Raw genomic sequence first — 24336 nt, 5'->3', positions numbered from 1 at the left:
ATTATTACACATCCAAAGGTCCAATCCCTCAGCTCAATCAAGAAACATAAGCCTGAATTATAGACAGTTCTAACAACTCGGTTTCACTAGGCAAAATTTACGCAAATCTAATAAATATTTTAAGGCAATAAAAATTTAGTCACTAAAGCGTGAACATTCATCTCTATATATACTAAACTCAAGCTTAAGAAAACCCAACAAACACACACTCAAAGTAGATCCAGACAAAGATTCACCAAACAGCTTAAGCCCTCCAAACAAGACACATAAGGGCAATTAGAATTTTGGATAGCAGAAATAATATTTTTTAACGGTTTTAGATAGAACTGAAATATTTAACATATCTGATGCTTTCCCAATATCTTGCAGACTTCCATCCTTAAAAAGGATATTAATCCTATCATCTTCACGACTATAAGCATTATTCGTGATCGAGCCCTTTATAACCAGATAATTTAAAGCATGATTGGAACAGCCTAGACGATCTTTAACGTTTTTCCTGACTTCAGCAACATATTCCTTTGAAAATGGCTTTTTATCAATCTCGATTTTAAAAAGACGCCTATCTTTCATACACTTACACAGATACGAAAGAACCTTATCAGAATGATCAGCCCACACTTTAATCGAAACCATAATATCGTTATCATCCAAATCGGCAAAAACCTCCAGAGCATCCTTATCACCCAAAACCTTTTCCTTACTTTTAAATTGCCTGATCCCAACTTTATTGTATAAAAAATAATGCAGCGATGGCGTTGCAAACAAATCTTCACCTTTCCCAGCAAGATACTTGGCTCTTTTTAATATTCGAACCAACATTTCTTCAGCAGCCAAACTTGTTTTGTGAAGATACACTTGCCAGTACATCAATCTTCGGGCAATTAGAAATTTTTCGATGGAATAAATCCCTTTATCTTCAACAGCTAAATTCCCTTTGACGACTTCAAGCATTTTTATAATTCGAGTTGAACCAATAGCTCCTTCACTCACACCCGTAAAAAAACTATCACGACGCAGATAATCCAAACGATCCATATCCAGCTGACTGGATACAAGCTGATTTAAAAAAGGTTTATGATATTCATGCTTAAAAATCTGAATGGCCATATCCAAACCTCCCTCAAAGTGGGTGTTCAAACGATCCATAAACAACTCCGATAATTTCTCATGCTTTATCCCATCAACAATACTGTACTCAAGAGCGTGAGAAAAGGGCCCATGTCCAATATCATGTAAAAGCACAGCTGTTGTTACAGCAAGTGCCTCTTCCCCACTAATTTCAACACCTTTTGAACGTAATGATTCGATAGCCATCTGGGTAAGATACGCAGCCCCCATAACATGCTGAAAACGATTATGAATCGCTCCCGGGAAAACCAAATAAGTCATCCCAAGCTGCTTGATTCGTCGAAGCCGCTGAATAAAAGGATGTTCAACCAAATCATGAGGGATTCCTGAAGGAATATGAATAAACCCGTGAACGGGATCGCTCAGCACTTTTTTCTTCATCATCATAAAGTTTAAATTATCTACGAGAGTTCTGGAAAATAAATTCTCTGTCAAAAATCCTACCCCATCATTTTCAAGACACAATAAAAGCGTTCAGAACAAGTTTTAATCGCTTATTAGCAAATGTAACAAAAAGAGATACAAGCCCTCACATTTAACAGCAAAACCCTTAAAGTGAATCGAAGAAAATCTCATTAACAATTAGAAAACAATAATTTAGACACAAGCAATTTGCATATTAAAACAAATATATCTAATTTCGCAGCGAAAAGTAACAATTTATATGTGCTTTAGGGGACAACAAAGTCCCCTATTTTATTGAAAGCAACTCCTTTATGATTGACAAGAAAACAATACAAGGAATTATTGAAAAAGAGATCGAAAATACCGATCTTTATTTGGTCGAAACTAAGGTCTCCTCAAACAATACCATTTCTGTAATGATTGACAGCTTTAATGGTGTTCCTATCAGTACATGCATCGAATTGAGCCGTGCAATTGAAGGTCAATTGGACAGAGAGGTTGAAGATTTTGAATTACAAGTATCTTCAGCTGGTATTGGACAAACTTTTCAAGTGATACAACAATATCATAAGAATGTAGGGAAAGACGTTGAGGTCCTTACTATGGATGGCAACAAATTCATCGGCAAGTTGCTTGTCGTTGGAGAAAAAGAAATTGAAGTAGAGATTGAAGAATTGGTTAAGGTCGAAGGGAAGAAAAAGAAGCAACTAATCACCAAAACTTTGACGCTCGACTTCGAACAAATAAAATCAACAAAAGATATAATTACTTTTTAACAAGTGAATCGCTGAGTCATATGAATCTTATTGAAACTTTTTCAGAATTTAAAGAGTTAAAAAACATCGATCGTGCTACTATGATGAGTGTTTTGGAAGATGTGTTCCGAAACCTATTATTGAAGAATTACGGTACCGATGAAAACTTTGACATCATCATTAACCCAGACAAGGGTGATTTGGAGATTTGGAGAAATCGTGAAGTTGTAGAAGATGGAGATGTTGAAGATGCAAATCTTCAAATTTCATTATCCGAAGCGAAAAAAATCGATGAAGATTATGAACTGGGTGAAGAGGTAACTGATGAAGTTAAATTCCTGGATTTTGGACGTCGTTCAATTCTAACTCTTCGTCAAAACTTGTCAGCTCGTATTATGGAGCTTGAAAAAGATAACATCTTCAATATCTATAAAGATAGAATTGGTGAGATTATCACGGGTGAGGTTTACCAAATTTGGAAAAAAGAAATTCTTGTTATCGATGATGAAGGTAACGAGTTGATTATGCCAAAAACGGAACAGATTCCTTCAGATTATTTCCGTAAAGGTGAAACACTAAGAGCCGTTGTTGTTCGCGTTGAAGTGAAAAACAACAGTCCTTTGATTATAATATCCAGAACTTCTCCTGTATTCCTTGAGCGTTTATTCGAACTTGAAGTACCTGAGATCTTCGATGGTTTAATCACAATCAAAAATATTGTTCGTGTTCCTGGTGAAAGAGCAAAAGTTGCTGTTGAATCATACGATGAGCGCATTGATCCAGTGGGTGCTTGCGTGGGTATGAAAGGATCAAGAATTCACGGTATCGTTCGTGAATTAAGAAACGAAAATATTGATGTTATCAACTATACAACGAACACCTCATTGTTTATTTCCCGTGCACTTAACCCTGCGAAGGTAAACTCGGTTAAGTTCGACGACGAAACACACAAAGCTGAAGTATACTTAAATCCAGAAGAAGTATCATTGGCTATTGGTAAAGGTGGTTTAAATATTAAACTTGCGGGTCAGCTGACTGGCTACGAAATCGACGTTTACCGTGAAAAAGTAGAAGCCGAAGTTGAAGGCGAGGAGGATGTAAACTTGTCAGAGTTTAATGACGAAATCGATGCATGGATCATCGAAGAATTTAAGAAAATTGGTTGCGACACTGCCCGTTCTGTGTTGGAACTTACAGCAGAGGAACTAGAAAAAAGAACAGATCTTGAAATCGAGACTATTGAAGAAGTTTTAAATATCTTGAATTCAGAATTTGAATAAACTATCTCTATCCTCAATATTTTTAGTTTAAGATACAGACATTTTAACAGTTAACTTCAGAATATGACAAAAGTCAATAAAAATATAAGACTTAGTAAACTAGCACGAGAATTCAATGTAGGAATTACTACTATTGTGGAATTCTTAAATAAAAAAGGAATTGAAATTGATTCAAATCCTAATAACAAAGTGTCCGGAGAGGCTTATGATATTCTTGCAAAAGAATACAGTTCAGATATCAATCTGAAAAAGGAATCCGAGAAAGTAAATCTGAAGAGCACTCGTGAGAAAAAAGACCCTGTATTTTTAGAAGGTTCTGAACCTGAAGTACAAGAGAAAACTGAAGAAACAGTTAAAGAAGAGAAACCAAAATCCACTGTGAAAGTGGTTGGGAAAATCGATTTAGATACTGTGTCAAAACCAAGTAAAAAAGAAGAAGCAAAGGTAAAGGATTCGAAAGTTGAGGAGAAACCTGAGAAGAAAGAAGAGACTCCGGTATCTGAAGAAAAAGTTGCTACACCTAAGGCTGAATCTAAAGAAAAAACTAAACAACCTTCGGAAGCTAGTCCCGAAGAACAAACTGTTAAAATGGTATCGCCTAAAAAAGAGGAAGCAAAAACAGAAGCAAAAACTTCTGACAAAAAAGACGAATTTAAAGTCATCGGGAAAATTGATTTGAATGCAATGAATCAAAGAACCCGTCCTGCAAAGAAAACAAAAGCAGAAAAGGATGTAGAACGAAAAGAGAAACAAAAATCAGTTACTCCTCCTACAAAAAAAGTTGTTGAGAGCAAACCAGTCGTAACAACTGAACCAACTCCTGCTGCTAAGCCTGAAAAGAAAGAAGAAGAAATCTTCAAATCATCAACTCAGAAGTTAACAGGCCCTACTGTTATCGGGAAAATTGAACTTCCAGTTGAGAAAAAAACATCTCAGGCAGATAAAGATAAAGCCAAGAATCAGCGCAAGAAACGTAAGCGTATTAAGAAGGATGGCGAAAAAGTAAATGTAGCTGCTCAAAAAGGGACTAATCGCCCTAAGGGAACTGGCGCTGGTGCTGCCAAAGCTGGTGCTGCAGGTGCTGATAGAAGACCAGCAAGAGATTCTAAATTTAATAAGCTGAAGAAAAAAGCGCCTGTTAAAAAAGAGGTTAGCGAAGAAGATGTTCAGAAGCAAATTAAAGATACTTTAGCTAGATTGACATCTAAGGGTGGAAAATCAAAAGGAGCTAAACACCGTCGTGAGAAACGTGACATGGCCAGCATGAAGCAGCAAGAAATTGCTGAACAAAGAGAGGCCGAAAAGAATACAATTAAGCTGACTGAATTCGTTACTGTTAGTGAACTTGCTTCGATGATGGAAGTTTCTCCAACACAAATTATTGCAACCTGTATGGGACTTGGTCTTTTTGTATCAATCAATCAGCGTTTGGATGCAGAGACTATTTCGATTGTTGCGGATGAATTTGGTTTTGAAGCTGAATTCGTAAGTGTTGAAATCCAGGAATCAATTGAGGAAGAAATTGATAAAGAAGAAGATTTAATTCCTAGAGCACCTATTGTTACTGTAATGGGTCATGTTGACCACGGTAAAACATCATTACTTGACTACGTTCGTCATGCTAATGTTATTGATGGTGAAGCAGGGGGAATTACCCAACATATTGGTGCCTACAACGTAAAACTTGACGATGGAAGACGCGTTTCTTTCCTAGATACTCCAGGTCACGAAGCCTTTACTGCGATGCGTGCTCGTGGTGCTCAGGTAACTGATATTGCAATTATTATTGTTGCAGCTGATGATAACGTAATGCCACAAACTATTGAGGCCATCAATCACGCTAGTGCCGCTGGTGTACCTATCGTATTTGCGATTAATAAGATCGATAAAGCGGGTGCAGATCCGGAAAGAATTAAAAGTGAACTTGCAAATATGAACTACCTTGTTGAAGACTGGGGTGGTAAATATCAGTGTCAGGAAATTTCAGCGAAAAACGGGGTTAATATCGAAGAATTACTTGAAAAAGTATTACTTGAAGCTGAACTGCTTGAATTGAAAGCAAATCCAAACAAACGTGCTATTGGTTCAGTAATTGAATCATCGTTGGATAAAGGTAGAGGTTACGTTACCACTCTATTGGTTCAAGCTGGAACTCTAAAAGTTGGAGATATTCTATTGGCAGGAAGTTATACAGGTCACGTAAAGGCTATGTTTAACGAACGTGGCAAGAAAATAGATGCAGTTGGTCCTTCAGAACCGGCATTGATTCTTGGTTTGAACGGTGCACCACAAGCGGGTGACAACTTCAACGTAATGGAAAGCGAGAAAGAAGCTCGAGGTATTGCTAACAAACGTGAACAATTACAGCGTGAGCAAGGACTAAGAACTCAGAAGCATATTACATTAGATGAAATCGGACGTCGTATTGCAATTGGAAACTTCCAGGAACTTAACGTTATTGTTAAAGGTGATGTGGATGGATCTATCGAAGCACTTTCGGACTCATTAATCAAACTCTCTACTGAAGAGATTCAGGTTAATGTGATTCATAAAGCCGTAGGACAAATCTCTGAATCAGATGTAATGCTTGCAACTGCTTCAAATGCAATTATTGTTGGTTTCCAGGTTAGACCATCAATGGGAGCTAGAAAAATTGCTGAAAAAGAGGAAATTGATATCAGATTGTACTCAATTATCTATGATGCGATTGAAGAATTGAAATCAGCTATGGAAGGCATGCTTTCTCCTGAAATTAAGGAAGAAATCACTGCTACTGTCGAGGTTACTGAGACATTCAACATCACTAAAGTTGGAACCATTGCAGGTTGTATTGTTCGTGAAGGTAAGATCAAGCGTAACTCTAAGATCCGCTTAATTCGCGATGGTATTGTTATTTACTCTGGAGCTCTTGGTTCTCTAAAACGATTCAAGGACGATGTTAAAGAGGTGGCAAAAGGCTACGAGTGTGGATTGAATATCGAAAAATACAACGACATTAAAGTTGGTGATATGGTAGAAGCATTCGAAGAAGTAGAAGTTGCTAAGAAGCTAAAATAATAGCTCAATACATATAAAAGAGAGAGGCTGTTTCATCTGAAACAGCCTCTCTTTTTTTTACCTCCTATCAACCAATATTCGATGAATCCAATTAACATCCATAAATCTTCACACGACAACAGAATTAAGAGGTATAAACGCCTCACATATAAAATCAGGCCTGTTGTTCCATAAATAACAAAATGGTCAGAGATCAGATATAAAGACATAAAAAAAGCCCCGACGAGTCGGAGCTTTATATATTATAAGGAAATTCTTAAAGCAATTCCTTGTATTGATCAGCAGTCAATAAGTCTTCTAATTCCGAAGCATCTGCAACATTAACTTTAATGATCCATCCTTTTCCATAAGGGTCTGTATTTACAAGGTCTGGAGCATCTTCCAATTCTGCATTGAATTCCAATACTTCACCCCCAATAGGCATAAACATATCAGAAACAGTTTTAACAGCTTCAATTGTTCCAAAAACTTCTTCTCTATCCAAAGTCTCACCCTCAGTTTCAACTTCGATAAAAACGATATCTCCTAATTCTCCTTGAGCAAAATCAGTAACACCAATAAAGGCTGTATCACCTTCAACACGAATCCATTCGTGATCTTTTGTAAACTTTAAATTTTCAGGTACGTTCATGATTAATTCTTGTTTATATCTGGTTCATTATTTGCCCCAAATTTACATTTTTTTTCGAACTATTAAATAAACTCTTATTTCAAAATAAATATTTGTTTATGTTATTGGACATAAGACTATTGAGCGAGTGTAAAACGTACGCTCACTCCAAATTCCGTTGTTGTAGTTGGGTATGAAAGTGATACATAGGGTTCATTCACAATTCGGTCGTAATACAATCGTAAATTAAAGCGACTACTCAGCACATAGTCTGCTGACATTTTAATGCTCACAACCTTCTGGCCTGAAGTCAACTGATCAACTTCATCAACAATCTTTCTAATAATGGTATTGTTCTTTCTGATAGATAAATCACCACGAAGATTTAGATTACTATTAAATTTCTTCTGACCGGATCCTGACCCAATAATCAGTCCCAAATTATCAAAACGATAGCCCAAGCCAAAAATGAATTCACTTGAAGCCACTTCGGTCAACTGTGTATTTGCCAAACTTAAAGTCAGATTACGAGCACGCTTAATCTCGAAAGTTGTTGTAAAATTATTCTTCCACATCATATCAATATTAATCAGCGGATTAAACTGCTCATTTATCGAAACAGAATTGGCTTCATACCTCAATAAATAGTTGTCAACCAAGTCAAATTCATCCGTAAAGCCATATCCATTATCTACATAATTCAAATTGTTATTGTAGGATCCAATATTATAGGTTGAAGTATATGAATGATTCATATTAATCGACTTGAAATAACGCTTAACTAAAGGAATCTTGGATAAACCATCAAAAGTTACCCGCCAATTTGGCATCATCTTATCGATTCCCGGGAAAAGCTTATTATACTTACTCCCTCCGCCACCATATGCTTTCAGGAAGGCTGGTATTAACACTTCCTGTGATGTTGGACCATAACCTTCATAATAATCTTTTACAATAACTTCTTTTCCGTCAACTTCTATAGTTTTAGGGTGATCCTCGTAAGTCTCCCCCCATCGTTTCTTAGCCAAGCGTAACGATTCAGACTGACGCGTTTTCAGAAACTCCTCAAAATATTTTGAAGAATAATTACCTGTATTACCTATACTAAAGAACGCCGATTTCATACTCATGAAAGTCATGCTGAAGTTCCCGGTTAGTGTCTTATTTTTTGCATCGAATACTGGTTGATCAGGTGTCGATTCAGTTTCGTTATAAATATAAAACTCGTTGATATTCTTCGAGTAATTTCGATTTGCATTCAGATTTATTTTCAAACCTTTAATTGGCTCAATGGTTGATCGAAACGTGAAATTCTCAGTATGGGTCATCACATAAGGTGCATTCAGTGTTTGATCCGTTGTAATCCATCCCCTTCGGGCTGCTTTTGCAGCAAAATCCCTGTCCTGATTACCAATTAAAAAATTAAAGCCTGGAGCTTTCGATCCGTTATAAGTTTCACCTCCAAAGAAATTGGTTTGTGGTAAATATCCAGGTAAAGTTGTGGCATTTGTTTCTGAATAACCTAAAGAGATATTTCGAACACTCATACCCAGTCTGAGAATGTTTTCCCCAAGTTTGACAAATAAATTATCTTTTTCCTCTACCCTTCCATTTATTCTGACACGAGCATTTTTCAAGGATCGTTTAGAGATCACACGCACCCGATTAGCTGAAAGCGGTCGGTATTCAATTCGAACTTCTTTCCCCTCTAAATCGTAAACCTTAACCTGAATATCTTTAGTGCCTAACTTATGATATACTGACTTACCAACCATAGCTTTCAGTTCATCTATCTCCCCCTCGTAACTAACCTTTTCATATTTGTTACTTTGGGCTTTATAGCGTCTGGTACCGCTATGTTTCTGATTAATCCTCTTCAAAAATTTAGATTTATTGTAGAGATTAACCATATTCATTTGCCCATTCAACTGAATATTATTCGAGTTTCGAACGATATTACCATGTTCAACGTTCTCATCTTCAACAATTGCACCTGCATTCCAATCGTATGAACCCGTATATCGGGTTGTCAAAGAGGTCCAATTTAGAAACGGAATCTTATTAATAGGGATCTTATAGGTCACATTAAAATTATGGTGATACTGCACATTACGCCCTCCATCCATGATATTATTCCAAATAGAATCCTTCCAGATATTATAGGCATCTCTATCTCTATCCTTATCAACAATTCCATCTGGCTCATCAATACGTGATGTATTGGTCGCAGAGAAATCAAATTTCAGATTCTTCGTCAGATTATATTTCAAATCGTAATAACGATACCAGTTGAAATTCTTATCGTAAGTAGGCGTTATCAAAAGATCAGGTTGCTCAATATTACGGGTTTCAATTTCGCGATAATACCTCTGAATATCTGAACGAACCGAAACCTGTGTTGGCATCAAATAAAAATTAAAATCACGTAATAAACGCAAATAAGGCGATTTTAATGATTTTGTTTTCTTGAATGGTGTGTAATTCTTTGGTCGTGAACTATAAGTATAATTCAGTACCCCACGATAGTTCTTCTCCAGATCACGTACCTTATTCACATTTCGGGAATATGTTTCGTTAAACGAATAGGTAGCAGACAGATTCGAAACATCAAGCAATTTGGCTTTTCCTTCCTGCTTTTCAATACGAACATTCGTCAAGTTGAAACTTTTTCGCTTGGTATAGTCTTGAGCGATATGCTTAATCGAATCTCGTTCTTTTTTATTTGCAGCTTGATCAAGTGCAACATCAAGAGGAATATCCGGATCGAGAGGATTATACTCAGGATTTGAGGTTTCCTCAGAAATAGCATAATACATCGGTATTCTCACTCCTGATTTTTCAGGAAAGAATTTACCCAGCTCAAGACTGGCGGAGAAATCATATTGGAAAATATCTTCCTTATTTCTACTGTTCACACCATCTTCGATACCACCAAAACCCGCAGTCATTCGACTACCAGCCCAGGTTAAAGTTCCCAAGTCAGCTAGTTTCGTGGTCACTCGCAAGTTAGCAGCCCAACCGCCATCTTCGTCAAAATCGGTCAACCGTAGCTCATTCAACCAAACTTCAACAGCTTTTCGTTCACCATCGTTTTCAGTCCCTTCTTGCGGATAACGAACACCAATCATCACTGTACGAACATTGGCTAAGTTTGGATTTCCTTTAATACGTATAATATTATTCTCAGCTAAAGGTCCGGCATTTCGATCAAGCTCGATAACGGGTCGCTCAAAAATATCAGTAAGACTGACACTTGATTTATCAGCACGCATTTCATTATTCCTTTTCTGTTTTATCCCCGAAAATAAATTCAATTTAAAATCGAAACGGTTGGCATCCGGCCATACAATTAATCTGTCATCCAAATTATCATTTGTATAGTGACCAAAGGGGGTTAACTTCAAAGGTATTTCGTACTCATAGTAGTTATTCTGATAGTCAGATCCCATACGAATAAAAACTCTCAAGTCGTCATCTTCAAGATTCAGATTCTCTATTCTCTCAGCATGAACATCCATCTTCAGTGTACCATACTTTCGAACATCCATATTCAATGTCTTATAGGCCGCTTTAACATCTCCCTCTTCCAAATTGGTCACCTTTAACTGAATTGCTTGTTCATTCAATTGCAAAAGCTGAGGGTTACTTGGATCAACAACACGATCGATCCCTGGAGGTAAAACATAGTTTACAGGCTCTTTCTCAGCATTTTCTTCGATATTGACTGCTGATATTTCGAAGCGAGTATCTTCAGAAGACTCTAATAAATCAGGACGTAAAGTTTGATCATATTCTCTCCAGTCATCACGAACCAGATCCAAACTAGCAAAACGTAACACCACTTCTTCTTCAAAATTTTTCATCATCATTCTCATGAAACGAATCGAAGTAAAGTCGTTAATGTTCCCCAGCTTGTTATTATATTCTTCAACCGGAACCTTAAATTGAAACCAGTTTACCGTACCCTTTGTTCCATTTGCAAGATCTACCGTACTTTCAACCTTATTCACAATAAAGTTCTGACCGACCTTCATCTCATCAGGAGCAAGATGAATTTTATACTCATAGTAGGCCTCTGTCTCACTCAAAGTGTTGTCATGATTGATATCCTCTACATCGGGTAAAGTTGTAGCGGAAGTAGTATAGGGTTCTGGTGACAGGTCAGCCGTTGGTGAATTACCTTCAGGTCCATTAAAATTCTTATATCTATCCAGAATACTTACCTCAGTCGCATCAAAATCACCACCTCTGAAATAATGAAAGTTATCACTGGACGGGTCAGTAATGGCATTCGAATAGGCTTTTGAACCAACACCCAAGTTGGCTGAATTCTGCACATCCAAGATATATTTATCGAAGAAAGTCTTCTCGTCTTCAGTAGCCAAACCATCCATCCCAACATCCTGATATTTTCTGGATTGGTTATCATTATCAAAAGAATTAACCAGTGACTGCACTAAAGGAACACGTCCCCAAACGGTTGAATCAACCAAAACAATATTACTACTGGTAGGTAAGCCATTCTCAAAACCCTTACGTGAATCTCGCAAAACATCTTCAGAAACATTACCTAAATCAAGCAAGATATCCCCGCCTTTGTGAGTCTTATCGTACACAAATGGGTCCATCATCCAAAATTCTACATAAGCAATATTCGCTGCCTCAAAATCATTGGTCTCAATCTTACGCATAATTCCCCCCCATCGATTTTCAGGGTTTTTCAATGTTCCATCAGCATTCATACCACCTGAAATATTGGCTCGCCCATCCACATCGTAATTATAGGGCCCCTTTTCTGTAGGATAGTATGCTAAATTCAGCACTGAAATATTTGTTGGAATACCAGTCGCAGTTTCCTTATTAGGCCAGATTTCCTCTTCATAAACCTCGCGAACAAAGTGATTCGATAATTGTTCCTTATCCGATCGGATATGTGCCGGTGTTGAAGAGGTATTTCTATTAAAAAGCGGATCAATCACATACCAGGCTAGCTTAGCACGGTTAAAACCGTATGCCAAATCATTATTCAGATTACCTTCAGGAAAATCAGGATGATTTTGTGGCGTACTGGCTAGAACCCAGGAGTTGTAATTCTTCATATCGATGGACGTTTCAGTCCCTTCGAAATCGTCGATATAGGCTGTTCCTGAACTACCAATTGCCTTATTATGTCCGGGTACCAATTGTGCAAATTCACCTTCAATAGAAATTTGAGATGGTTCTTTAGTCTCGATAAACGGAAGTTTATCAACCAAATTCGTCAAGAACATGGATTCCGTTCTGTAACTCCCATTCAACCCCCAAATGGTATTCGAAATCGGTTCGTCACCAATATTCACTTTCTGGGTTAGTGGCTGCTCTGAAAGATGCATTACGGTTGCTCCCAAATTAAAATCATTATCAAACTGGTAGTCCATCTGAACCCCAACCAATGTTTTCGTTTGGATATTAAAGAGCGAATTACTTTCAGATGAGATTGAAATGGGTGTACCTGCTTCAAGTAATGCCTGATTAATAATTTTAACTCGTCCCAGGGTATAATCAACCGTATAGTCGATATTCTCAATAAGCTTAATTCCTCCGGCCTTCACATCAACCGATCCAGGCTGGACATTCAATGCATTTAATGAGATTTCTGATCCACCTGTTGACTTGTAGCTCCCTTTAAGGGCATACTTATTTTTTTCAGCAATTTGCTGGGCTTCATTTTGTGTTTTGGTATACAGTTCTTCAAAAACATATTTATCTGCAATAGCATTATTCGTAATCTTCGATCGTAAATACGAACCGAATGGCTCCTTAGCCGGGAAGATGATTCGTCCCTTATTCGGATAAATCGTTAAAGCCTCAATAAAGTCAAACATCCCATCAGGACTAGGATCCAGTTGTGAATTCAAATTATCAAGGTTCAATAAGCTCAATAAAATTTCATTTTTTCCTGTTCCATCAATATCGATATAATTCAATTGAGAGCCGGCCTGATCATTCTGATACAACACATCCAGACGGAAATCTTCAGAATTGATTTGATAAGCACCAATATTGTAGATATTCTTCATCATCAGCTTCCACGTTCTGGTCAGTGATGGATTCAAATTGGTTCCTTTTATAAGTTTCAGAATAAGAGATTGAGGCGCACTAACACCCGTTGTCGAAAATTCACCGACCTGATATACTTCTCCGTTTGCGGTATACTGATAGGCCACAGCTAAAACCTCATCAGCATTCAACGATTGATTCAATGAGATATAACCCAAACGTCTATTTAATGTGTATTCATTTTCCGATAATAGTCGTGCATTTTCAACTTTCTCGTAGTCTTTACCCGCAACATAATTCCCATTTAAAACACTGGTAACCTGATTTATATCACGTACTCCACTATATACACCATCAGTAAATTGGTTATAGAAACTACTATTTGAACCAGTCTTCTCATTATCCGGGTATTCTCCCGAAACGTAATTTTCACCCAAATCAACAAGACCAACAAAATTTCGGGAGTCCTCAAAATTTGAATTTTTATTCGTAATCCAAACCTCAATTTTATTGATTGTAACGGCCGAATTCACAATCGGCAATTTGGCCATTGCCTGATCGTAAGTGTCATAAAAATATTTTGATAGAAAGAAGTGACGATTCGCTTCATATTGATCAGCCGAAACTTCAAATTCACTCTTCTGAGCCCCATTTTCCATATTCACGACCTTGGTTTCCCCTTTTTGCTGAGAAAACACCGATGCCACAGAAAGTTTCCCAAATTGCATTTCAGTTTTCACACCAAAAAGATTCTGTCCTCCGGTGATCAAAGTATTGGAAATCGGCATAGATACATTACCAGCCTCAACTTTTCTAATGATGTTATCATCCTCACCATTATACTCCAGTTTCATCTGATTTTCGTAATCAAAAGTCGCTTCGGTGTTGTAATTCACCTCCATAGATAGGATATCTCCAATCTTACCCGAAACACTCATTTGGATCTTCTCATCAAAGTCGAAACTGGTCGTTTTTCGAAGTTCTTCAGGTATGGTTGGGTTATCAACCTTGGTTGTACTAATACCAAAACTCAGTTCAGCAGCCCCCTGAGGTTTAATAGAAATAGCGGTATTACCAAACAGCTTACCAAACACTTTTGAACCCAAAAAAGAACGCTGATCAGCACCACTAACATACCTGTCTGATGAAATGCGCTCCATCCAATAGTCTCTTAAAGCTGCCTGATTTTGCTGGGCTTGAAACTCAGATTTCGACATCGAGGTTGAATTGCGATAATCCATTCCTCCAATTCGCTTTTTAAGAATATAATTTCCCGTTACAGGATCGTAAACAATTGTTGTCTCAATATTAGACGGATCGTTCAAATATAAAGGCGACTTGACTTGATCTTTTTTAAGCTTGGTATCATCTTCATCGTCAAAAGCATAAGGCAATGACTCATCCTTAGAACTTTTCTTTTTAGCCTTATTAAACGGTGATTTAGGGTTGATGATCCGTTCTGTACTCTTTTTTAGTGTACTATCTTGTTGTAAACTCTCAAAAGAATAAGCATCTGCCCTCAAAGAACGATCTTTACTCGAAAGCCCTAGAGAGAATAAAAACAAAAACGCTAATATGTATTGAACCAATTTTTTCAAGAAGGGGGATTTTACGATTTAGATTACAGCTGTTTCAAAGCCAATTTAATTAACTCCTCAACATTTGCCGGGGAATTTACTTTAATAATTTTGTCAAGTACTTTGGCAATAGAATTTTTAGCAAAACCAAGCATTATTAAAGCAGATAACGCTTCTTCACGAATTGTATTGTCCTGAAGCAATACAATTTCGCCCATTTCATCTTCTTTCCCAATCTTATCTTTAAGTTCAATAATAATTCGTTGTGCCGTTTTCGCTCCAATTCCTTTAACATCCTGCAATGTTTTGGAATTATTAGAAAAAATGGCCTTCTTAATTTCATCAGCAGTTAGTGACGAAAGCATCATTCTGGCTGTATTTGCACCAACCCCTGAAACAGAAATCAACAAACGAAAGATTTCTCTCTCCTTCAAATCTTTAAATCCAAAGAAAAGATGAGCATCATCACGAATAACCTGATGCAAATACAATTGAGTGGATTTATGACCAGAAAGCTGAGAGTATGTATTTAGTGATATATTAATAATATACCCCATACCATGATTCTCGATAACCACATTCGTAGGGGTCAATTCATTTATATCACCTTTGATATATTCAAACATATAGGTAAAATTGGATGAGTGTATTTACAGTATATTTAGATCAAAAACAGCAGTTATTTTACAGATTGTCTTTTGTTCTGAAAATCTGCACTTGGCGTTTTTACCTTCATTGGATCCTTATTCAATTCTTCAAATTGTATTCTGTTTCGATAAACATCAATAGCCATATATAAAGCTTTCTGAAAAGATTCAGGAGAAGCAACATTGGTTCCCGCAATTGCATAAGCTGTGCCATGAGCAGGAGATGTTCTCACTTTAGATAAGCCAGCAGTAAAATTAACCCCGGAATCAAAAGATAAAGCTTTAAAAGCCGTCAGTCCCTGATCGTGATACATGGACAAAATGGCATCAAACTTTGAATAATCATTTGATCCAAAGAAACCGTCAGCAGGATATGGCCCCAAAGCCATAATACCACTCTTTCTGGCTTTTTCTATAGCCGGAATGATTACATCCTTTTCTTCAGAGCCAATCAAACCATCATCCCCGGCATGCGGATTCAGACTAAGAACAGCCACCTTTGGTTTACGAATTCCAAAATCCTGAATCAACGATTTATTCAGAATCGTTAATTTCTCAATAATCTTATCTTCCGTAATACTTTCTGAGACTTTTGAGATTGGAATATGCCCCGTCACAACACCAACCCTAAGTTTTTCACTAATCAGTAACATCAACGATTTTCCTGAATTGATTCTGGATTCCAAATACTCTGTATGCCCCGGGAATACAAAATCCTTCGACTGGATATTCTTTTTATTAATCGGTGCAGTTAGTAAAACATCAATATTTCCTTCATTTAAATCCTTTACTGCAGCCTCCAAAGAAGCTAAAGCTGCAACACCTGCACTTGCAGTTGATTTACCAAGTTCAACCTTGATATTCTCATCTGTACAGTTAATTACATTAACTCTTTTGGTATGAGCATCCTGAGCCGTCTTAATGTTATTTAAACTAAAGTCCTCGATATTAAGTGCCTTCTTGTGATATGCAGCAACCTTAGGCGAACCATAAATAATAGGTGTACATATTTCCAGAATTCGAGCATCCATCAAGGTTTTTATTATCACCTCGTAGCCAATCCCATTAATATCACCTTGTGTTATTCCGACTTTTATTTTAGTATCTTTCATTGGTCTGTTTTTTATATATCGATTGAATTGCCAGCATCTATCAAAATGGAAGTCTCTTATTTAAGAAACCTCATTTCTATGCAATCTCTAAATCCAAAATGAAGAGCAGCAATCCAAATATGTTTTCACAAAAGTAATAAGATTAAAGAAAAGATCTATTATAATCATCTCGCTCTATTTCATAGCTTAACAAGTATCGATGATTATAATTTATCAGGATTCTCTTTAAAATAATTTCGGATAAGCACCTTTTTAAGCTCACGCTGAATAATCAATTCCGACAAAAGCTGGTGTTTATCCGCATTGGGGTATTTTATTTCATTTTTTAATATCTCTTTTTCGCTCAAATCAATTTGATACAAGAGTAAAACCAAACGGTGATAATCCTGGCTAAGCATATAGGCCACATGCTCAATTATCTGAGAAAAAAGTTCATCATAAGCATTATGCGGGTTTCCTGAAAACTGAACTTCGAACCCAAATTGATAAAAATCTTTTTCAATCTGAGCTGCAACTTGTTTTATGATCTCGACTTTATCGCGATACTTAGAAACATTAATTTGATTATAATCAGGAAGATTCACTTCGTCTTTTGTATTTATTCAACTCAAATCCGGCAAAATTTAAACCAGAAACTATTTCTTATTTTTCTTAGAAACTTTATTCACCGGAGTGTATGTGTACATAATCGCTTCAAGCTCTCTCAACAACTCACGCTTATCCTTATTAGGACGATACACATACGCATCCATACAAATCACACGATTATTAACCGAGTCAAGAAATGAAATATTAACAAAGGGTCCGCCCATAAAATCATTCTGAACTTTCCATAGACCTCTCATCTCAACTGCATAATTCCCTTGAAACTCAAAATGATTAAATGAAATTGGGAAGTTGTTCTCTGTCGTCATATACGATCCTTTGGAAGGACCCGGAACCAACTCCTTTAGTTTTTGATTTCTCAACATCAAAATTGCATCCTTATCAAAGGCTTCTTCAGTAAGGTAATCGTAAGTATAAACAAACATGCCTTGACTTGTTTCAGGCGTTTCCTTACTTACCCAATAAAAATCAGGTTCTGTTTTCCTAACCTTATAACCCGATGGAAATGCTAATGTAAACTGCTTCTCCTTTTTTAGATAATCAAAAATCTCCTGCACGGGAGCTTTTGAAATAATGCCAATTTTTCGATTACGTTCACCACGAATAAAGTAAGCCAGAATCTTTGTTCTGTTTTTATCTAAAACCTCCAATATATCCTTAGTAGTAGCAGCTTCAATTCGCATATATGCTTGTGTACGGGCATACATATTATCTTTCACAACCAATCTGGGTTTCTTTACTGATGAAGCAACTTTAACCTCTAAAATACTTCTATGTGTTTTAAACATACTGGTAAAGGCCTCATGATTCAGGTGAAAAAGATCCATTACGGCCTCATCCTGTGGCATCCCAACTTGAATATCATTAAAAATTGTTTTTATCGAATCGCCAACGACACCTTCCCATAATGCCATACTACTTAAAATGACAATCTCTCCCGACTGCCCCGTAACTGTTGGCATTAATCCCTTTGTGGTTTTCTTACAAGAACTGATGCTTGTAACAAGAATTAAACAAACGACACCAAATTTTATTATAGATTTCATAACTGATATTTTAATTATATATTCTTGTTTTATTTTTACTTAAACTCCCTTGATCAATACGAATTAGTAAGCATACTGATATGCGTATTTGTCGATTTTGAATTCTGATCATTGTATCCTGAGACATGAACTAAATCCAATAAATCTAAATTTTTCATGGTATTGGAACTGCTTTGAGAGACCGGTACCCAAACCTTAAGTTTCTGGCCAATATGAAGAATATCTCCTCTCAAATTATTCCATGTTTTGATATTCTCACTGGTGCATGAATATTTCATTGCTATTTTATGAAAAAACTCACCCGCCTGAACGATGTGAACAATACACCTTTTGCCGCGTGTTGACGACATGTTCTTTTCTAAGTCGTGATACAGAACTTTTTTTTGAGGGGCTGCATATAATCTTGATTCTTCATTAATAAAAGCGGCTACTTTATCAACCGGCAAAGTCAACCTAGCCGGCAATTCACTTTTAGGAATAAAATCAAGTTTATAAATTGGGTTTAATCGCCTTAAATCCTCAATAGAAATATCCAATTCTTTTGAAACATTCATCAGAGACAAAGGTTCTTTTACGTTGACATCCGAAAGTTTCAGGTAAGAGAACTTTAAATGTTCGGGTATGATATTGTGATCCTGATTGTAAGTCATCACATAGTTAACAGCTATGAAAGCAGGTAAATACTTTTGGGTTTGCTCGGGTAGAAAAGGGGCAATATCCCAAAAATTCGTTTTGCCTCCCGATGCCTTTATCGCGTCACGCACAACTCCAGGACCTCCATTATAAGCCGCAATTGTCAATTGCCAATCCCCAAATATGCGATACAAATATTGCAGGTATTTACAAGCCGCATCTGTTGACTTTACCGGATCCATTCTTTCATCAACATAAGAATTGATTTTCAAATCGAACATTCGGCTGGCATGAAACATGAACTGCCACAAACCCGTCGCTCCCGATCGAGACTTTGCTTTAGGATTTAAAGCCGACTCAATAACGGCAATGTATTTTAATTCGAGAGGCAGACCGTACTTATCAAGGTATTCCTCAAAAATTGGAAAGTAAATTTCGCTTAGACCTAAAATCCGAGCGGTTTTATCGCGATGACGAACCGAATAAACATCGATATATCGCTTCACAATATCATTAAAATCGAGCTGTATGGGGCATGCCTCGTTCAGCTTGTCAAAACGCCAGACATATTCTTCCTTTGAAAAAACAGGGATAGGATTGTTATGAACCGATTTCCCATTGAGTTCAGACTTTTTGCTTTCGCCTCTTTCGATACCTTCAGATCTCACTAAACAAGAAGACTTTGTCTTATCGATAGCCAAGCTGGCATAAAAAGAACTTAGTATAACTCCGATAATTAATAAGACTTTAAAAGCTGGTGTTGTATATCTCATAGAGGATAATCACTTCAAATTTTAGTATGTATTTTGGCGGAATTAAGATAAGCATTTTATCCTTGTCTCAGTTCAAAAAACACGCAATATTGTAGTAATTATATCAATTCTTAAAAGCCCCTAAAAAGAGACGAATAACTCTTAAAAGTCAGCGACATAAAAAAGGCAGGTTTTATAACCTGCCTTTATTTATTATTTATCTTTTTTATCCTCTTCGTCCTTGTCTTTTTCCTTGTCTTCGGATTCAGTAGCCTTTTTAAACTCTTTCATTCCTTGACCTAAGCCCTTCATCAATTCAGGAATTTTTTTACCCCCAAACAAAAGTACAAGAGCAAATACAATGATAACAACTTGCCATGGTCCAACCATTCCGGCTATAACAAAAAGGTTCATAAGTTTTTTTTTAAGTTTTAGATGTCACAAATATAGTATTTTCATCTAAAGTATCAAGACAGATCGCTGAAATACACTCCATTCAACCTAATTGAAAGCTTTCATGATATCATTTGCATTGGCGAAAATTAGCAAGCCAAACAAAATAATCATACCTCCAATTTGAGCATATTCCATAAACTTATCCCCAGGCTTACGTCGGGTGATAATTTCGTACAACAAGAACATCACATGCCCTCCATCCAATGCTGGAATCGGTAAAATATTCATGATTGCCAAAATAATTGACAAGAAGGCTGTCAGGTTCCAGAAGGCATGCCAATCCCAAACGCCCGGAAAAATACTAGCGATGGTTCCAAAACCACCGATAGATTTATAGCCTTTCGTTTCTGATGAGAAGATCAATTTAAATTGCTTCAAATACGATTGCAATTTATCAACGCCTTTGTTAATCCCAGCAGGAATCGCTTCTAAAAAGCTATACTCAATTGCTGCAAATTCAAAATGATTATAAGGTTTTATTGAGACACCCAACTTAGCTTCTTCATCTAATTTCGATGAAATCTCATGAACTTCACCATCGCGCTTAACAGTAAGCATTACTGTTTGACCTTTTAGAGTTTGGAGATAAGCCAAGTATTCATCAAAGAACTCGAAATCCTTTCCATTCACAAGGAGGACTTCATCCCCTTTTTTTACTCCAGCTTCTTTGGCCATTGATTCCTTAGAAAATCCACTAATCACAAAGGGTTGTAAAGGGAGACGAGGCTGAATCACAGGGGACATTGAAAACCCTTTACTACTCTTAGCAAGTAGATCTTTTACAAAAGTTGACGGGATAGCAATATCAATCATCTCCCCTTCTCGCTCAACTTGCATGCTTTGAGGACTATTCAAAAGAATATTGGTTAAAATATCCGAATATTTCACCTGCTTTTGATGGTCCAATTCAAGAATCTTATCTCCGTTTTGCAAACCAATACTCTGCGCCAAAGAGTCGCACACATAACCATATTTCACATTCTCAGCAGGAAGATACGCATCTCCCCAGGCAAATAGAACCGAAATATAAATGACAAAGGCAAGAATAAAGTTCACCAAAACGCCACCAACCATAATCAGAAGTCTTTGGTAAGCTGGTTTCGAACGAAACTCGTATGGCTCTGGTGGCAATGCCAATTGCTCCTTATCCATTGACTCATCAATCATACCTGATATCTTCACATAACCCCCTAGAGGAATCCATCCAATACCATATTCAGTTTCACCTTTCTTATATTTAAAAAGGGAAAAACCCGGATTAAAAAACATGTAGAATTTCTCAACACGTGCTTTAAAAATTTTTGCAAAAACAAAATGTCCCAATTCGTGGAGAACCACCAAAATAGACAAACTCAGAAGAAACTGAGATACTCTTATTAATATTTCCATTTAATTTCTTTTAACAAATTAAGCATCCTAAAAAATCAGGATTGTACTCAAAAATCGAACCTCCTCAATTCCATTGACTGTTCAATTAAAAATCACGGCAAGGTAAGAATTTTATAACAAAGAGGCAGCTAATTCCCTAACTTCAGCATCACTAGCAACATAATCCTCGTAAACTGGCCGGGCGATAAAACTCGCTTTTTGCATGCAAGTTTCAATAATATCACTCATCTGAAGGAAGCCAACCTGATCTCTCAAAAAAGCTTCGACCATGATCTCATTGGCTGCGTTGATAATACAAGGCATATTCCCCCCTCTATTCATCGCTTCGTAAGCCAAAGCTAAATTTCTAAACACATGCGTATCAACAGGCTCAAAACTCAAGTGGGGATAATCAAGAAAATTAAAACGTTCAAAGCTCGTTTCCAAACGTTTAGGATAAGTCAATGCAAACTGAATTGGAAGCTTCATATCGGGTAAACCCATTTGAGCTTTCATGGATGAATCCTTGAATTGCACCAAAGAATGGATGATAGATTGAGGATGAACAATCACATCAATCTGCTCAGGTTTCAGATCGAAAAGCCATTTAGCTTCAATCACCTCAAAACCCTTATTCATCATACTGGCTGAATCAATTGTGATCTTTGCTCCCATATCCCAATTGGGGTGTTTAAGGGCTTGTTTAGACGTAACACTTTCAAGGAATTTTCTATCCTTTCCACGGAAGGGACCTCCTGAAGCCGTAAGGTATATTTTTTCAACCGGATTCTCGAATTCACCAATTAAACATTGAAAAATAGCCGAATGTTCCGAATCTACAGGGTAAATACTCACGCCGTTTTCCAAAGCCAATTTCTGAATAATTTCACCCGCTACAACCAGCGTTTCTTTATTGGCAAGGGCAATATTTTTTTTAGCTTCAATAGCTTTTATAGTAGGTAACAAACCAGAGTAGCCAACCATAGCTGTTACCACAATATTCACCGACGACATGCCCACAACCTGGCAAATCGCATCAATACCTGCATAAACCTTAATATCCTCATCCTTTAAGGCATCAGACAAATACGCATACTTATCCTCATTGGCAATGACAACAACATTCGGTTGAAATTTCTTTGCTTGGGCAATCAACAAGTCCACATTATTATTTGCAGTTAAAACATCAACAACAAATAAATCCGGATTAGATTCTACTACCTCAAGTGTTTGCGTTCCGATAGAACCTGTAGATCCTAAGATTGCAATATGTTTACTCATTTAGTCCCTTACTTTTTTTTGATTTCCCAACAACAAATATCTTTTATCAGGATTTAAAATTTGATATAACTCTCAGGATTTAAAGCCTTTCCATTGTGCCATAATTCGAAATGTAAATGCGGACCTGAAGTTAGCTCTCCTGAATTTCCAAGTATAGCAATCGCTTCACCCGCTCTGACAAATTCGCCGGCTTTTTTTAATAATTCCTGATTGTGTTTATAGATAGACACAAGATCCTTACCATGCTGAATTTGTATCACATAACCTGTATTCAAAGTCCACTCCGCAAAAATGACGGTCCCATCCATAACTGCCGAAACTCGTTCGTTAAGCGGACCAACGACATCAACCCCATAGTGTCCTGACTGCCCATCGTATGGATTGGACACCATGCCCTTCATGGGTGTAAAGAAGTGTATACTTGATATCCCCCGCGCTTTATTTTCGCCTGAAAGTGTCAAATTATATTTCTCTTCAGCTTCATGCTCTTTTCTAAATATTGAGTCATTTTCCGATTGGGTAAACTGCAAACCTTTATATTTAGGATCAACAATAGAATCAGCTTTATCCTGCATCACATTGTCAAAGTCATTACCTGAAATTACATTGCGAATACCACTAAAGAAACGATCTCTTTTCTCAAGTTCTAAGCTAAGAGAATCAACCAAGATGGCATTTTGCTCAATATTTCGACGCATTTTTCCATCGGGATAACCGGGAATATATTCACGTAAAGGTGTAAAAGCAATCAAAACAGTTATAAACGCAATTAAGAAAATTGAGAACACCCCTGTTACGGTAAACACATTCAATCTGGATAATCGAAAAGACAAAGCCTCCTCAAAAGTACTTTCATTTGAAATGGTTAAACGGTACTTATTTCGGAGTTTCTCTATTATAGCTTTCTTCTCTTTTACTTCACTCATACTTGCGTTATTTAGATCGATTGAAACATCAATAGCATCAGTTAAAACTCGAAAGGCAAAGTTATAAGAATTAAATAAATTATACGGCTCGCTTTCTCTAATTTAAAATCATCTCCAATAAACCTCATTGTCAATAAAAAAACAAGTCGTCAATATTCACTCAGAAGCTAAAAACATGTTTTAGTGTTTTTTTATCAATATCACATGATATAGGTATTGTAGGAAATATTGAAAGGCATTATGTTTGTAACGTTGAAAAATTCAAGTGATATAATGTTTGATGGAATTCTTTAGAAAAATAAAATTTGCTGTGTTAATAGCAGTTATTCCAGCAGTGCTCGCACTGACTGGGAATGCTTTATTCAACCTGCATATCCACAAACAAGCCAATGGGAGTCTATTGGTTCATGCACACCCTTTTCACACCAATAACAATGGGAATTCACACTCCCATACAAGTCACGACTGTGCCTCGATTCAGCAATTAACAAGTTTCTTTTTTATTTTTGCTTCTGTCTTTGCCCTCAGTTGTATTTTTAGCCGGGTTTATAAGCGAATCGAACTTAAATTTATCGATTCTAATTTTGGATTCACGGCCAGCCTTCTTAACAACAGGCCTCCACCTACTTTCGCCTAAATATTAAGGATTTTAGAT

General features: G+C 36.8%; 16 protein-coding genes. 4 read left to right on the top strand and 12 right to left on the bottom strand.

What is annotated here, in order from left to right; translation table 11 throughout:
• Positions 1 to 276 precede the first annotated feature (276 nt).
• Positions 277 to 1512 (bottom strand): HD domain-containing protein, encoded by a 1236-nt coding sequence (locus EV201_RS14120; RefSeq protein ID WP_242610498.1) that lies wholly within the window; start codon positions 1510 to 1512, stop codon positions 277 to 279.
• Positions 1513 to 1847: 335 nt separating this feature from the next.
• On the opposite strand from EV201_RS14120, the gene rimP reads away from it, so the two are divergent.
• The 3 genes from rimP (at position 1848) to infB (ending at position 6628) form a co-directional block, all read left to right on the top strand.
• Positions 1848 to 2312 (top strand): ribosome assembly cofactor RimP, encoded by a 465-nt coding sequence (gene rimP, locus EV201_RS14115; RefSeq protein WP_130308292.1) that lies wholly within the window; start codon positions 1848 to 1850, stop codon positions 2310 to 2312.
• 20 nt (positions 2313 to 2332) lie between these two features.
• Positions 2333 to 3571 carry a transcription termination factor NusA gene (gene nusA / locus EV201_RS14110; protein ID WP_207224498.1) on the top strand — a complete coding sequence of 413 codons (1239 nt, stop codon included), beginning with the start codon at positions 2333 to 2335 and terminating at the stop codon, positions 3569 to 3571.
• Between the two features lie 63 nt (positions 3572 to 3634).
• The gene (infB, locus tag EV201_RS14105; RefSeq protein WP_130308290.1) at positions 3635 to 6628 is read left to right on the top strand and encodes a translation initiation factor IF-2; all 2994 of its coding nucleotides are present in this window, start codon (positions 3635 to 3637) and stop codon (positions 6626 to 6628) included.
• A gap of 256 nt (positions 6629 to 6884) precedes the next feature.
• Here infB and gcvH read toward each other — a convergent pair whose 3' ends face one another.
• From gcvH to EV201_RS14050, 11 genes are all read right to left on the bottom strand, one after another.
• The gene (gene gcvH / locus EV201_RS14100; RefSeq protein ID WP_130308289.1) at positions 6885 to 7259 is read right to left on the bottom strand and encodes a glycine cleavage system protein GcvH; all 375 of its coding nucleotides are present in this window, start codon (positions 7257 to 7259) and stop codon (positions 6885 to 6887) included.
• A 116-nt stretch (positions 7260 to 7375) separates the two neighbouring features.
• Positions 7376 to 14875 (bottom strand): T9SS outer membrane translocon Sov/SprA, encoded by a 7500-nt coding sequence (gene sov / locus EV201_RS14095; RefSeq protein WP_165389671.1) that lies wholly within the window; start codon positions 14873 to 14875, stop codon positions 7376 to 7378.
• A 23-nt stretch (positions 14876 to 14898) separates the two neighbouring features.
• The gene (gene ruvA, locus EV201_RS14090) at positions 14899 to 15480 is read right to left on the bottom strand and encodes a Holliday junction branch migration protein RuvA (protein ID WP_130308287.1); all 582 of its coding nucleotides are present in this window, start codon (positions 15478 to 15480) and stop codon (positions 14899 to 14901) included.
• 53 nt (positions 15481 to 15533) lie between these two features.
• Positions 15534 to 16613 carry a 4-hydroxythreonine-4-phosphate dehydrogenase PdxA gene (gene pdxA, locus EV201_RS14085; RefSeq protein WP_130308286.1) on the bottom strand — a complete coding sequence of 360 codons (1080 nt, stop codon included), beginning with the start codon at positions 16611 to 16613 and terminating at the stop codon, positions 15534 to 15536.
• A 203-nt stretch (positions 16614 to 16816) separates the two neighbouring features.
• Positions 16817 to 17197 carry a hypothetical protein gene (locus EV201_RS14080; RefSeq protein WP_130308285.1) on the bottom strand — a complete coding sequence of 127 codons (381 nt, stop codon included), beginning with the start codon at positions 17195 to 17197 and terminating at the stop codon, positions 16817 to 16819.
• A gap of 51 nt (positions 17198 to 17248) precedes the next feature.
• Positions 17249 to 18265, bottom strand: coding sequence for a DUF4837 family protein (locus tag EV201_RS14075; RefSeq protein ID WP_130308284.1), 1017 nt, complete (start codon positions 18263 to 18265; stop codon positions 17249 to 17251).
• Between the two features lie 53 nt (positions 18266 to 18318).
• Positions 18319 to 19671 carry a lytic transglycosylase domain-containing protein gene (locus EV201_RS14070; protein ID WP_130308283.1) on the bottom strand — a complete coding sequence of 451 codons (1353 nt, stop codon included), beginning with the start codon at positions 19669 to 19671 and terminating at the stop codon, positions 18319 to 18321.
• 192 nt (positions 19672 to 19863) lie between these two features.
• Positions 19864 to 20064 (bottom strand): Sec-independent protein translocase subunit TatA/TatB, encoded by a 201-nt coding sequence (locus EV201_RS14065; protein ID WP_130308282.1) that lies wholly within the window; start codon positions 20062 to 20064, stop codon positions 19864 to 19866.
• Positions 20065 to 20151: 87 nt separating this feature from the next.
• Complete coding sequence (gene rseP / locus EV201_RS14060; protein WP_130308281.1) at positions 20152 to 21495, bottom strand: RIP metalloprotease RseP; 1344 nt, start codon at positions 21493 to 21495, stop codon at positions 20152 to 20154.
• Between the two features lie 111 nt (positions 21496 to 21606).
• Entirely contained in the window at positions 21607 to 22755 is a 1149-nt protein-coding gene (locus tag EV201_RS14055) for a 1-deoxy-D-xylulose-5-phosphate reductoisomerase (RefSeq protein ID WP_130308280.1), read from the bottom strand.
• 53 nt (positions 22756 to 22808) lie between these two features.
• Positions 22809 to 23681 (bottom strand): M23 family metallopeptidase, encoded by an 873-nt coding sequence (locus EV201_RS14050; RefSeq protein ID WP_130308279.1) that lies wholly within the window; start codon positions 23679 to 23681, stop codon positions 22809 to 22811.
• A gap of 310 nt (positions 23682 to 23991) precedes the next feature.
• On the opposite strand from EV201_RS14050, the gene EV201_RS14045 reads away from it, so the two are divergent.
• Positions 23992 to 24318, top strand: a complete 327-nt coding sequence (locus EV201_RS14045; protein WP_130308278.1) for a hypothetical protein — start codon at positions 23992 to 23994, stop codon at positions 24316 to 24318.
• The last annotated feature ends 18 nt before the right edge of the window (positions 24319 to 24336 follow it).

The sequence above is a fragment of the Ancylomarina subtilis genome, assembly GCF_004217115.1.
In the GTDB taxonomy this organism is placed as follows: Bacteria; Bacteroidota; Bacteroidia; order Bacteroidales; family Marinifilaceae; genus Ancylomarina; species Ancylomarina subtilis.
Note: the sequence above shows the minus strand (reverse complement) of the source record. Positions and strands in the feature narration are given on the sequence as shown.